General features: G+C 41.6%; 13 protein-coding genes. 10 read left to right on the top strand and 3 right to left on the bottom strand.

Annotated elements, in window-relative coordinates:
• The first annotated feature begins 41 nt into the window (after positions 1–41).
• The 6 genes from EQG61_RS04730 to EQG61_RS04705 all read left to right on the top strand — a co-directional run bounded on the left by EQG61_RS04730 (position 42) and on the right by EQG61_RS04705 (position 7,534).
• Complete coding sequence (locus EQG61_RS04730; RefSeq protein ID WP_129460761.1) at positions 42–2,411, top strand: TonB-dependent receptor; 2,370 nt, start codon at positions 42–44, stop codon at positions 2,409–2,411.
• A gap of 4 nt (positions 2,412–2,415) precedes the next feature.
• Positions 2,416–3,234, top strand: coding sequence for a DUF4249 domain-containing protein (locus EQG61_RS04725; protein ID WP_129460760.1), 819 nt, complete (start codon positions 2,416–2,418; stop codon positions 3,232–3,234).
• Between the two features lie 106 nt (positions 3,235–3,340).
• Complete coding sequence (locus EQG61_RS04720; protein ID WP_129460759.1) at positions 3,341–4,003, top strand: thiamine diphosphokinase; 663 nt, start codon at positions 3,341–3,343, stop codon at positions 4,001–4,003.
• Positions 4,004–4,247: 244 nt separating this feature from the next.
• On the top strand, positions 4,248–6,248 hold the full coding sequence (gene uvrB, locus EQG61_RS04715) for an excinuclease ABC subunit UvrB (protein WP_129460758.1): 2,001 nt from the start codon (positions 4,248–4,250) through the stop codon (positions 6,246–6,248).
• A 29-nt stretch (positions 6,249–6,277) separates the two neighbouring features.
• Positions 6,278–7,093 carry a peptidase associated/transthyretin-like domain-containing protein gene (locus tag EQG61_RS04710; protein ID WP_129460757.1) on the top strand — a complete coding sequence of 272 codons (816 nt, stop codon included), beginning with the start codon at positions 6,278–6,280 and terminating at the stop codon, positions 7,091–7,093.
• A 3-nt stretch (positions 7,094–7,096) separates the two neighbouring features.
• Positions 7,097–7,534 (top strand): PaaI family thioesterase, encoded by a 438-nt coding sequence (locus EQG61_RS04705; RefSeq protein WP_129460756.1) that lies wholly within the window; start codon positions 7,097–7,099, stop codon positions 7,532–7,534.
• A 44-nt stretch (positions 7,535–7,578) separates the two neighbouring features.
• On the opposite strand, the gene EQG61_RS04700 is transcribed toward EQG61_RS04705, so the two are convergent.
• Together EQG61_RS04700 and EQG61_RS04695 are read right to left on the bottom strand one after the other, a co-directional pair.
• Positions 7,579–8,010, bottom strand: coding sequence for an Hsp20/alpha crystallin family protein (locus EQG61_RS04700; RefSeq protein ID WP_129460755.1), 432 nt, complete (start codon positions 8,008–8,010; stop codon positions 7,579–7,581).
• A gap of 149 nt (positions 8,011–8,159) precedes the next feature.
• Positions 8,160–8,561, bottom strand: coding sequence for a TerB family tellurite resistance protein (locus tag EQG61_RS04695; protein WP_129460754.1), 402 nt, complete (start codon positions 8,559–8,561; stop codon positions 8,160–8,162).
• Between the two features lie 50 nt (positions 8,562–8,611).
• Here EQG61_RS04695 and EQG61_RS04690 point away from each other — a divergent pair, with 50 nt between their 5' ends.
• The 4 genes from EQG61_RS04690 (at position 8,612) to EQG61_RS04675 (ending at position 11,340) form a co-directional block, all read left to right on the top strand.
• Complete coding sequence (locus EQG61_RS04690) at positions 8,612–9,412, top strand: alpha/beta hydrolase (RefSeq protein ID WP_129460753.1); 801 nt, start codon at positions 8,612–8,614, stop codon at positions 9,410–9,412.
• A gap of 157 nt (positions 9,413–9,569) precedes the next feature.
• A complete protein-coding gene (locus tag EQG61_RS04685; protein WP_129460752.1) occupies positions 9,570–9,974 on the top strand; it encodes a DUF1456 family protein in 405 nt (134 codons plus the stop codon).
• 92 nt (positions 9,975–10,066) lie between these two features.
• Positions 10,067–10,270: a YgaP family membrane protein gene (locus tag EQG61_RS04680; RefSeq protein ID WP_129460751.1), complete on the top strand. Its 204-nt coding sequence runs from the start codon at positions 10,067–10,069 to the stop codon at positions 10,268–10,270.
• A gap of 95 nt (positions 10,271–10,365) precedes the next feature.
• On the top strand, positions 10,366–11,340 hold the full coding sequence (locus EQG61_RS04675) for a hydrolase (protein ID WP_129460750.1): 975 nt from the start codon (positions 10,366–10,368) through the stop codon (positions 11,338–11,340).
• Between the two features lie 212 nt (positions 11,341–11,552).
• Here EQG61_RS04675 and sucC read toward each other — a convergent pair whose 3' ends face one another.
• Complete coding sequence (gene sucC / locus EQG61_RS04670; RefSeq protein ID WP_129460749.1) at positions 11,553–12,746, bottom strand: ADP-forming succinate--CoA ligase subunit beta; 1,194 nt, start codon at positions 12,744–12,746, stop codon at positions 11,553–11,555.
• Between the last annotated feature and the right edge of the window lie 332 nt (positions 12,747–13,078).

The following is a 13,078-nucleotide window of genomic DNA, read 5'->3' as shown; positions in this document are numbered from 1 at the left end:
TCACTAGATTCGTCAAATTTGCAAAAAATTTCACAAAGACCATGCCTAAATATTTACGATTCGCCTTCATTTTTTGCCTTTTCACCTATGGAATCCATGCGCAAGAAAAATTTACTTTGAGCGGAACCCTTACCGATGAGAAAAACAATGAAACTTTAATTGGTGTCAATATCCTTGTCAAAGGAACCAAATCATTTGCCGTAACCAACGAATACGGATTTTATTCGCTCACACTTCCAGCGGCAACTTATGACATCGAATTCAGTTACCTCGGCTATGAAACACAAGTGCAAAAGATTGATTTGACGCAAAATCAAAAATTGAATATTCAATTAAAAGAAAAGGGCGAACTGTTAGAAGAAGTAGTAGTCACTTCCAATGACACTAAAAGCAATATTCGCAAACCCGAAATTAGTGTCAACAAACTCACAACCGCAACCATCAAACAAATGCCTGTTGTTTTGGGTGAAGTCGACATCATTAAATCGCTTTTATTCCTACCTGGTGTAACCAATGCGGGTGAAGGGCAATCAGGATTCAACGTGCGCGGTGGTGGCGCCGACCAAAATTTAATTCTCCTCGATGAAGCTACCATCTACAATTCCTCTCACCTTTTTGGCTTTTTCTCTGTATTTAATCCCGATGCCATTAAAGATTTGAAATTGTACAAAGGCGGAATTCCCTCCCGCTTTGGAGGTCGCGTTTCCTCCGTTTTAGACATCTACCAAAAAGAAGGAAACAGTAAAGGGTTTCACATGAATGGGGGAATCGGACTCATCTCTTCCCGCTTGATGGCAGAGGGTCCGATTCAAAAAGGAAAAGGTTCATTTGTGGTGGCCGGTCGCGGTTCGTACGCCCATTTGTTTTTAAAATTATCCAACAACGACAATTCGGCCTACTTCTATGATTTAAACACCAAAATCAATTACAAATTCAATAAAAACAATACGGTTTTTGTATCGGGCTATTTTGGCCGCGATGTATTTGACATTAACCAGAGTTTTACCAATACCTACGGAAATGCTACCCTTAATTTGCGATGGAACCACTTGTATTCCGATAAATTATTTTCCAATTTATCCCTTATCTATAGCGATTATTACTACGGGTTAAACTTGGATTTCGTCGGATTCAATTGGGACTCGGGAATTAAAAATTATAACCTCAAATACGATTTCCGTCATTACCTCACCGACAAAATCAAATTGTTTTATGGGGTGAATGGGATGTATTACGACTTTAATCCGGGGACTATCGAACCCTCACGCAGTGATTCAGGAATCAATTACCGCCAGTTGGAAAAGAAATTTGCATTTGAACCTGCCCTGTATTTAAGTGCCGAACAAAAGATTGGCGACCGTTTGAATATTGAATACGGTTTCCGTTACAGTTGGTTCTACCGTTTGGGAAGCTCAACACTAAATCTTTATGCCAACAACAATCCGGTGACCTTTGACAACGAGTTAAAAATTTATGAAAAAGCCACACCTATTGGTACTAAATATTACGGCTCCAATAAAATCATGGCCGACTATAACAACCTCGAACCGCGTTTGGCTTTGTCCTATGAATTGACATCGAAGAGTTCGATCAAACTTGGTTACAACCGTATGGTTCAATACCTGCAATTGGTTTCCAATACTGCATCGCCCACACCTCTAGACGTTTGGACGCCCAGCGATCAATACATCAAACCCCAAATCGCCGACCAAATTGCTTTGGGCTATTTTTCTAATTTAAACGACGACAACTACTCCCTCGAAGTGGAAACCTTCTATAAAAAAGTCAAAAACCGCATGGATTATATTGATGGTGCCGACTTGATCGCGAACGAAGCAATTGAACAAGTGATTCTCAATGGAGAAATGCGCTCGTACGGTCTTGAAGTGCTTTTCCGAAAAAACACCGGAAACTGGACCGGATGGATCGCTTACACTTTATCCAAATCTGAACAACGCACTCCCGGAAGAGCACAAGGTGAAACCGGCATCAACAACGGTCAATGGTACCGCTCAGGCTATGACAAACGTCACAATCTAGCCCTTACTTCTACCTATAAATATTCCAAAAAATGGAGCTTTGGTGCCAACTTTGTCCTGCAAACAGGACAGCCTGTAACCTATCCCAACGGGCAATATACCTATTTGGGTATCACCGTTCCAAGCTACGGAACCCGCAATGAAAACACGTTGCCATTGTACCACCACTTGGACGTTTCTGCCACGTTAACACCAAAACAAACCAGTAAAAAATGGTCGGGTGAATGGGTATTTAGTATTTATAATTTGTACGGACGTAAAAATGCAGCCAGCATCAGTTTCCGTCAAAATCAAGATAGCGGACAAAATGAAGCCGTTCGCTTATCCATTTTCGGACTTGTGCCTTCGGTAACCTATAACTTTAAATTTTAATTCCATGAAAAAATATATCTCACTTTTCGTTTTAGCTTTAATATTCATTAGTTGTGAAGATGTGGTCAACGTCGACTTAGAAACGGCTGCCCCTAAATTGGTAATTGATGCCAATATTCTTTGGAACAAAGGCACAGTTGGGAACGAACAAACCATCAAACTCTCCACCACAACAGGTTATTACTCTTCCGAAACCCCAAAAGTGTCAGGCGCTACCGTTTACATCACCAATTCAACGAATACCGTTTTCCCGTTTGTGGAAACAGTACCCAATTCAGGTGAATACAAATGTTCGACTTTCGTACCTGTTATCAATGAAAATTACACCTTAACTGTGCAATACAACGGCATGACCTATCGCGCCACTGCGCCGTTATTGGCAACACCTACGATTGACAACGTACAACAAACCACCGTACAAGGTTTTGGTGGAGACGAAATTCAGGTGAAATTCTTTTACCAGGACAACGGTGCCGAAGACAATTTCTATTTGGTTGGCGCCAAAAATTCATTGCTTGCCATTCCCGAATACGGCGTGATCTCCGACGAGTTTTTCCAAGGCAACCAAATGTTCGGATTCTACACCAACGAAAACCTGGAAGCCAATGTGCAACTACATTTCAAACTCATGGGCATCACAGAACGGTATTACAATTACATGAACAAACTGTTGAATATTGCCGGAAACCAAGGCGGGAGTCCGTTTTCTACACCCCCCGCTACTCTACGCGGCAACATCATCAACCAAACCGACGAAAACAATTATCCCCTAGGCTATTTCCATTTGTCTGAAATTGATGAAGTGGATTACACCGTGGAATAACCAAGATATTGAGAAGTTATTTGAATTTAATTTTTAATTTTGAGCGAATTCCAAATCTCAAATCTCAAATTCATAATTCATAATTTATAACTCATAATTTTCCTCCATGTCTTCCCACCACATCGTTCGTGACGACCAAGAACCAGCCTTAATCATCGCCAACGGTGCGGCTTGTTCTATCGAACTCATGAATCAATTGCTGGAATGGCAACCGCTGGTGATCGTACTCGATTCGGCGATGGAGCGCGTGGTCGAACTCGGAATTAAAGTCGATGTGTTGTTGGGCGACTTCGACCGCGACTTTGACCCCAATTCGTACAAAAAAAAACAATACCCGCTAGAAATTATCCATGTGCCCGATCAAGACAAAACGGATTTGGAAAAAGCCTTCGATTATTTGATTGCACGCGGCCATAAAGCTGTCAATGTCATTTGGGCTACGGGACGCCGCATCGATCATACCTTGCACAATTTGACGATTTTGGCTCATTACCGTGACCGACTCAAAATTGTGGTTTTGGATGATCATTCCAAAGCTTTCATCATTCCGCATAATTACCAAAAATGGTATCCAAAAAACACGATACTGTCATTACTACCCATTGGAACTGTTGAAAACATTAGCACTACCAATTTATTTTATCCTTTAAAGCGGGAAAACCTGCAGTTGGGTTACCGCACAGGAAGCAGCAACCATGTCGCCGAAGACGGCATCGTGACCATTATCCACGAAACGGGCGATTTACTGTTAGTGGAGTCCATGGACTAACGGGCGAAAAGTCCTTTTTTGAATAAGGAGTAGCCCTTTCGATTCCTTTTCACCTGCCTTCCCGCAGTCCGCTAAATCCCTTCACTGCGTTACGGGGATACCGCTTCCACCTGCCTGCCGGTAGGCAAGTCGAGGCTAAAAATCAAGTACCTTTTTCAAAAATCGTTTCTTGATTCCCCCATTTTCACGCGAATTATTCGTTATTTTTGTTCTTCCTTTCCATCAAAATTAAGTGACTACGGCTATGAGATTCCAAGTTATTTCCGAATACCAACCCACAGGCGACCAACCCCAGGCAATTAAAAAATTAGCCGCCGGTATTGAAGCCGAGGAAAAGTACCAAACCTTACTCGGAGTGACGGGTTCGGGAAAAACATTCACCATCGCTAATGTGGTGCAAGAAGTGCAGCGTCCAACTTTGGTTTTAGCACACAACAAAACCTTGGCCGCGCAATTGTACTCGGAATTCAAGCAATTTTTCCCCAATAATTCGGTGCAGTATTTCGTTTCCTATTACGACTACTACCAACCCGAAGCCTATATTCCCGTAACAGGAACTTATATTGAAAAGGATTTATCCATCAACGAAGAACTGGAGAAACTGCGCTTGAGCACAACATCTGCCTTACTTTCTGGTCGGCGCGATGTGTTGGTAGTCGCCTCGGTTTCTTGCTTATACGGTATCGGAAATCCGGTCGAATTTCAAAAAAATGTGATTTCCATTCACCGCGACCAAACGATATCGCGTACCAAATTACTGCACCGCCTCGTGCAAAGTTTGTATGCCCGCACGGAAGCCGACTTTACGCCAGGAACCTTCCGCATCAAAGGCGATACGGTAGAAATTTTCCCCAGCTACGCCGACGATCCCTTTCGCATCCACTTCTTTGGAGACGAGATCGAAGAAATTGAATGTTTTGATGTCCAAAGTTCGAAAGTCATTGAACGCTACGACAAACTGAATATCTATCCCGCGAATATGTTTGTGACCTCTCCTGATGTGTTGCAATCCGCGATTTGGGATATCCAACAAGACTTGGTCAAACAGGTCGATTATTTTAAAGAAATTGGGAAACACCTCGAAGCCAAACGCTTGGAAGAACGCACCAATTTCGATTTGGAAATGATACGCGAACTCGGCTATTGTTCCGGTATTGAAAATTATTCGCGCTATCTGGACCGCCGCCAACCCGGAACGCGTCCGTTCTGTTTGCTCGATTATTTTCCAGAAGACTTTTTAATGGTCGTCGACGAAAGTCACGTGACCATTTCGCAAGTCCACGCCATGTACGGTGGCGACCGCAGCCGTAAAGAAAACTTGGTCGAATACGGTTTTCGTCTCCCCGCAGCCATGGACAACCGTCCGCTGAAATTTGAGGAATTCGAATCCTTGCAAAACCAAGTCATTTATGTGTCGGCAACACCCGCCGATTATGAATTGCAAAAATCGGAAGGCGTCTATGTGGAGCAAATTATCCGCCCAACAGGTTTGCTGGATCCCATTATCGAAATTCGTCCCAGTCTCAACCAAATTGACGACTTGATCGAAGAAATCCAACAACGATGCGAATTGGATGAACGCACCTTGGTTACTACGTTGACCAAACGCATGGCTGAAGAATTAACGAAATACTTGACGAAAGTATCCATTCGTTGCCGTTATATTCACAGTGATGTCGACACTTTGGAACGCGTAGAAATTATGCAAGATTTGCGCAAAGGATTGTTTGATGTGTTGATTGGGGTGAACTTACTCCGTGAGGGATTGGACTTGCCCGAAGTTTCCTTAGTAGCCATCTTGGATGCCGACAAAGAAGGCTTCTTGCGCAGTCACCGTTCACTTACACAAACGGTAGGTCGGGCTGCACGTAACGTAAATGGTAAAGCCATTATGTATGCCGACAAGATTACCGATTCGATGCAAAAAACCATCGATGAAACCAACTACCGTCGGGAAAAACAAATGAATTACAATAGTAAACACAACATCACGCCACAAGCACTCAATAAAAAACTAAGCAATCCGTTGACCAAAAATCAATTGGGCGGCACTTACAATTACGAGGAAGTCATTCAAAAAGCAGCCGAACCCAAAACGGAATATTTATCCAAATCGGAAATCGAAAAACGCATTCGCGACACCCGAAAAGAAATGGAAAAAGCAGCTAAAGAATTGGATTTTATGCAAGCAGCGAAATTACGGGATGCGATTAAAGTGTTAGAAACCCAATTGGCCAAAGTATAATATTTTTCAAATCGAAACGTTTTTGTTTCATGAAAAATCTATGTATCCTTCTACTCGCCTTTTCTAGTTTTGGTCAAACTAAATTCCAAATTTTAGATTCCATTACCCGTCAACCGGTAAGCTATGCCAACATTTGGAATGAGAAACAAATTATTCGAAATTCTGACTCTTTGGGGAATTTTGAAGCGTCCATTGCCGACAAAAAACCATTAAAAATTACGGCTATTGGATATCAAGAAAAAGTATTTCGAACCAATCAAAATCCTATTCTACTTCAACCTATTCCGTATCTTCTCGATGAAGTTGTTATTCGTAAACCTAAAAATACGAATCCAACGGTTGTATCGAAATCGAGTCGAAAAGGTCAAGCCTTATTTGTTCAATACGATGCAAGATCGGTTAGTGTTGTGAAATTTATTAAAGGGGAATCCACACAAAAATTTTTAAAATCGATTGCCTTTTATACACAAACGAGTTCGAACAACCGTAAAATTGCGCTGATCTTTTACAGCGTAAATGAAAAAGGGGAACCGGGCGAACTTTTAAACACCGAAACGATTGTTTGTAATTTAAAAAAAGGGACAAAAGAAACGCGGGTAGATCTTGTAGACTATGCGATTGAACTTCCTAAAGAAGGTATTTATGTGGGACTACAACATTTATTAATTGAAGACAATAAAAAGTACTCGCAAGATAAAAATGCCACATCACTTTCTTTTTTCTATGAACCCGGACTGTATTTTTCAGAGGAAACCGACATTAAAGATTCTTGGTGTTTTTATGATGAAAAATGGAAATTATATCCCACTCGTTCCTTAAATTTAGGCGTTGAATTAACGGACTAATAGATGAACGAAACCCATTACCGCAAATTAGAAAACATGTACCATTCGGGCCCCATCAATCAAAAAATTTATCCCGATGTGCAACTCACGGTATCCGAAGGTCGGGCAGAAATTTCCCTTACGGTACAACCCGATTATTTTCATGCGGGCCAATCGCTCCACGGTTCGGTCTACTTTAAAATGCTAGACGATGCCGCCTATTTTGCTGTCAATTCCCAGATCACCGATAGTTTTGTGTACACAACTTCATTTCATATCCAAATTTTACGCCCGGTGAAAACCGGCATAATTACAGCCATTGGGACGGTGCAATTTGTATCGCGCAATTTATTTATTGGCGATGCTATTTTATACGATAGCAAAGGACGTGAAGTAGCGCGTGGCACGGGTAATTTTATGAAAAGTGGCTTGGCGTTGGATGAAAGTTTGGGCTATCAATAAAAAAAAGCACCCCGAAGGATGCTTAATTGCTAGTATCGCTATAATTAACCGATCTCAATCAATCGTTTGGGTTTGGGTAAAGCTTCCTCGCGTTTGGGCAAGGTAATGTGCAACACCCCATTTTCATAATTAGCCTGAATGGCCTCGGTATTCACGCTATCCGGCAAGGTGAAGGAACGCTTAAAAGAGGAATAACTAAACTCTCTGCGGGTGTAGCGTCCTTCATTTTGATTTTCTTCCCGTTGTGCTTTTGTTTCTGAGGAAATCGTCAATACATTCAAATCAATTTCAATGTTAAAATCGGATTTGTTTTTTCCAGGAGCGGCCAATTCGATCCCAAAAGCAGTTTCGGTTTCTTTAATGTTTACGGCAGGAACGTTTGCCCCAAAATTTTGCATTCCTCCCATCCAATCGGGTTTGAAAAACTCATCAAAAACGGATGGAAAACTCACGGCATTTCTTTTTACAAGTGTCATATCTTTTCTTTTTTAATTAAACATTTTTAAAAGTATAATTCACTCTAGACAAAGAATAGACCACTACCCAAAAAAAGTCATTTTGACATTTTTTGATACGAAAAAAAAGAAATTTTGACCGATTTAAGAAAATGTTAACTGACTAATTTTCAGTTGTGTTGCTCTTGAAAGACTTCGAGTAAGAAATTGGGATCAATCATGCGCGTGGGCGAATCTTCCATGGCTTTCAATACGCGTTTAATCGCATGGGGATTGAGTCCCATGTTAATCCCGATTTCCCGAATTTTAATTTGTTCGCGTTCGTGTAAGATTCCGTCGCAATGCATCAGTAAGGCCAAACGGTAAAATTGTTGCACGCGTTCAAACTCGGATTTGATAATTTCACTGCGGTGTTCTTCGTGAAAAAGTTGGCGCAGTTCCTCTTTGGAAATCCCCAATTCCGTGGCGATAATCGTCAAAAAAGCATATTCGCGTTCATGCAATTCACCATCGACAATGGCAAAGGCAATCATATCGGACAATAAACTGATTTTTTCGGCTTGGGTGTTCATGATTTCCGTATTTTTAGCTAAAATATAAAAAAATCTTAAATTCGAATTCTGTGCAAAAAATAGTCGTTTTCCTACTCCTTGTTTTTTCCCTCCCTCATTTTGGGCAAGAAAGTACGGCTTCTCCGCAAGTTCAAACCTTTACCCTCGAAGCGCCACAATTGCAAACTACCAAGAAAATTTGGTTATACCTTCCCAAAGATTACGTCCAATCGAAGCAATACTATCCTGTGATTTACATGCCCGATGGTCAAAATTTATTTGATGCCAAAACTTCGTATGTTGGCGAATGGAAGATTGACGAAACATTGGACCGTTTGAACGCCCAAGTGATTGTAGTAGGTATCGAACACGGCGGAGAAAAACGTCTGGAAGAATTGACGCCCTTTCCCAATGCAAAATACGGCGGTGGCAAAGGCGATGCGTATTTGGCCTTTTTGGTACAAACCTTAAAACCGTATATCGATAGCCATTACCGCACAAAAACCAACGCCAAAAACACCGCGATTTTTGGAAGTTCGCTGGGCGGATTAATGGCGTTTTACGCTTCGATAAAGTATCCTGATGTTTTTGGAAAAGTGGGTTGCTTCTCCCCTGCCTTTTGGATCAATCGCGAACCCTTAAACCAACTCCTTACAGCAACAAAAGAGTACAAAGCGAGAATTTATTTGTTGTGCGGCGATCAAGAAGGCGATGACGATATGGTCAAGGATATGCAAGCCACCGAATATTGGATCAATACCCAACGCTGTTCGTGTAAAAAAATGAACAAAAGCGTGATTATCAAAGGCGGCCAACATAACGAGAAAATGTGGAGTGAACAGTTTGAAAAAGCGTACCTTTGGCTGTTTTGAATTTAGAATTTAGATTTTAGATTTTAGTGACTAGCGTTCGTATACTGATGAGTGAACACTGAATACTGAACACTGAATACTGAATACTGAACACTGAATACTGAACACTGAATACTGAACACTGAATACTGATTACTGTAAACTGATTACTGAAAAGATGAACAACAACGATATCTTTAAAAAACTCCGAGTAGCCTTACAGTTGCGCGATGACCAAATTGTAGAAATTTTGGAATTGGTGGATTTCCGCATTTCAAAAGGCGAATTGGGTAACTTTTTCCGGGATACGGAACATCCGAAGTATATGGATTGTGGCGACCAAATTCTACGCAATTTCTTAAACGGATTGATTATCCATTTGCGCGGACCCAAAGACGCGCCTAAGAATCCACTGGAGGTGATTGCCACACATAAAAAGACACCGCCCAAGAAAGAAGTCAGCGAAAAGCCAAAAGGAACTGCTCCCAAATCGTTTGGCAAAAAACCAGCCAAGAAATTCAATGCCAAACCGGTTATTGTGGAGAAAGTCAACTACAAAAACGGCAAGAAGAAAGAAAAGTAACACTTTCTTTCCCAACGGTTTGTAACCTAGGTCACGTTTTCCTGTTTTTTATACGGTTACCTTTACTATGACAATTTAAAAAAACAAAAACGATGAAAAAAAATATGGGTTTTGCAGACCGTGCGATTCGACTAATCATTGCAGCTGCGTTGGTTTTACTTTACAGTAGAGAAGTAATTTCGGGTACTTTAGGAACTATAGGCCTCGTGTTTGCGGGTGTATTTACATTGACTTCTTTGGTGAGTTTTTGTCCGCTCTATACTTTACTCGGATTAAATACATCCAAAAAAAATTAACAATTTGTGAATAATTTTCACAGAATAGGATTTAAAAATCAGCGGTTTATGCTGATTTTTTTTTATGTTTACAGCACTCTAAACAGTTCATTACAATGAGAAAAATCACATTATCCTTCTTAGCCATAGTCGGGTTACTTAATGTAGCTTGTACGCAAGAGGCTGAAACAACACCTGCCGCAACTTCGGCAAAAGTGACCACAGGTTCAACAACGACATTGGCTACTACACCCAAAAAATTCTTATTTGACGCGACCAAAGCCGAAACGGCGGGTAATGCGGATTGGATTTTGGATGCTGATTCCACTAATCCACAACGTATTCCAACTCCGGCACAATCGGGCATTACTGCGACAACGCCTGAAAGTTATTGGCGTGGCGGATTGTCTTCATGGGGCGTTGCCTTAGCAAAATTGGGGCATACTGTAGAAACCTTACCTTCGGGAACAGCGATTACTTATGGAGGAACCGGTGTTCAAGATTTAAAAAATTATGATGTTTATGTGGTTACTGAGCCTAATATCCGATTTACAGCTGCAGAAAAAACGGCCATTTTACGATTTGTACAAAACGGTGGCGGTTTGTTTATCATAGGTAACCATAACGGTGCCGACCGTAATAACGATGGCTACGATGCGGTAAAAGTTTGGAACGATTTAATGAGTACCAATACGGTAAAAACCAATCCGTTCGGATTTACATTTAATGCGGTTAACATTTCTGAAACGACAACCAATCGCTTAAGTGCGACTACCGATCCTATTTTGAATGGTTCACAAGGTGTGGTTTCCAATTTAAAATTCTCTGCGGGTTCGACCCTAAGTTTGAACACCACGGCAAACACCACAGTGAAAGGATTAATCTGGCGTTCGACTTCAACACAAGGCACAACGAATGTGATGTGTGCTAGCGCAACATTTGGTACGGGACGTGTATTTGCGATTTGCGACAGTTCGCCCGCGGATGACGGCACTGGAACACCGGGCGATACATTGTATCCGGGTTGGACCGAATTGGTATCCCATTCGCGTTTGCACATGAATGCTTCCCTTTGGTTAGCAAAACTATAATAGCAGCACTAATTGCGCTAAGGATAGCAGTGGAAAGCCCGGATGCCGGAGGAACGAAGGCAACGGACTTGCAACGGATAGCCTGACCCTTCGGGGAGCGCCCAAACTATAAAACACAAAACGCCCAGTTTGAAGCTGGGCGTTTTTTTATGCCAAAAAAAATCCCGACAACTTGCGTCATCGGAACTTTCGTCACTTTCGTTAATTTATCGTTACGACAAAGCCGCTTTAACTTGATCTGCTGCTTCTTGGAATTGTACTGCCGATAAAATAGGCATTCCAGAGTTGTCGATTAATTCTTTAGCCACCTCAGCATTGGTTCCTTGTAAACGAACAATGATTGGCACTTTGATATCGTCACCCATATTTTTGTAGGCATCAACTACACCTTGCGCCACACGGTCACAACGTACGATACCCCCAAAAATATTGATTAAAATCGCTTTCACGTTTGGATCTTTCAAGATGATACGGAAGGCCGTCTCCACACGTTTAGCATCGGCAGTTCCCCCCACGTCCAAGAAGTTAGCCGGCTCAAAACCTGCGTACTTAATCAAGTCCATAGTAGCCATCGCCAATCCAGCACCGTTTACCATACAACCTACAGTTCCGTCCAAATCCACGTAGTTTAATCCCGCTTCTTTCGCTTCCACTTCGATCGGATTTTCCTCACGGATGTCACGCATTTCAGCAATCGCTGCTTGACGGTACAACGCGTTATCGTCGATGTTTACTTTAGCGTCAACCGCTAAAATTTTGTTATCGGATGTTTTTAAAACTGGATTAATTTCAAACAACGACGCATCACTGTTGATGTAAGCCGTATATAATGAATCTACGAATTTCACCATTTCTTTGAACGCGTTCCCTGACAACCCTAAGTTGAAGGCGATACGACGCGCTTGGAAACCTTGCAATCCAATGTTTGGATCGATTTCTTCGGTGAAAATCAAATGCGGTGTTTTTTCAGCTACTTCTTCAATATCCATCCCACCTTCAGTTGAATACATAATCATGTTTCTTCCTTTGGCGCGGTTTAACAATACCGACATGTAGAATTCAGAAACTTCGCTTTCCCCAGGATAGTATACATCTTCAGCAATCAATACTTTGTGTACTTTCTTTCCTTCTGGTGGTGTTTGTGGCGTCACCAACATCATACCGATGATTTGTTCTGAAATCTCAGTAACTTGATCGAGGTTTTTAGCCAATTTCACACCTCCGCCTTTTCCGCGGCCTCCAGCGTGAATTTGTGCTTTCACCACATACCAAGAAGTTCCGGTATCGGCTGTTAATTGTTTGGCAGCTGCTACCGCTTCCACTGGATTATTGGCAACAATACCACGTTGTACGCGAACGCCATATTTTGCGAGAATCTCTTTTCCTTGATATTCGTGTATGTTCATAATAAAGAATAAGTTTAGTTGTATTCGGAACGGGTCCGATATTAAGTGCCACAAATGTAAGTAAATCGACCAAAACAAAAAAGAAATGTATATCAATTTAGTAAGTTTTTTGGAGCTATTTCCCGCTTTCGCCTTTATCTATTTTTTTGGCCCTTTAAAACCGACGAATAGGCCAAAAAAATAGGATATCGGCTCTATCGGGGCTAAAAAAATTCCGTATTCCCAATCCCGCCCCTGCTTTGTTAAAATATTCCTATAAATCGGCTACACGGTTGACTCCCTGCACGCTATGCGGTATCTTTGCAGCGTATAATTTTAAATTTAATTTTTTT

It is taken from the genome of Flavobacterium stagni (assembly GCF_004122105.1).
GTDB classification, from domain to species: domain Bacteria; phylum Bacteroidota; class Bacteroidia; order Flavobacteriales; family Flavobacteriaceae; genus Flavobacterium; species Flavobacterium stagni.
This window is presented reverse-complemented; position numbering and strand designations above follow the sequence as displayed.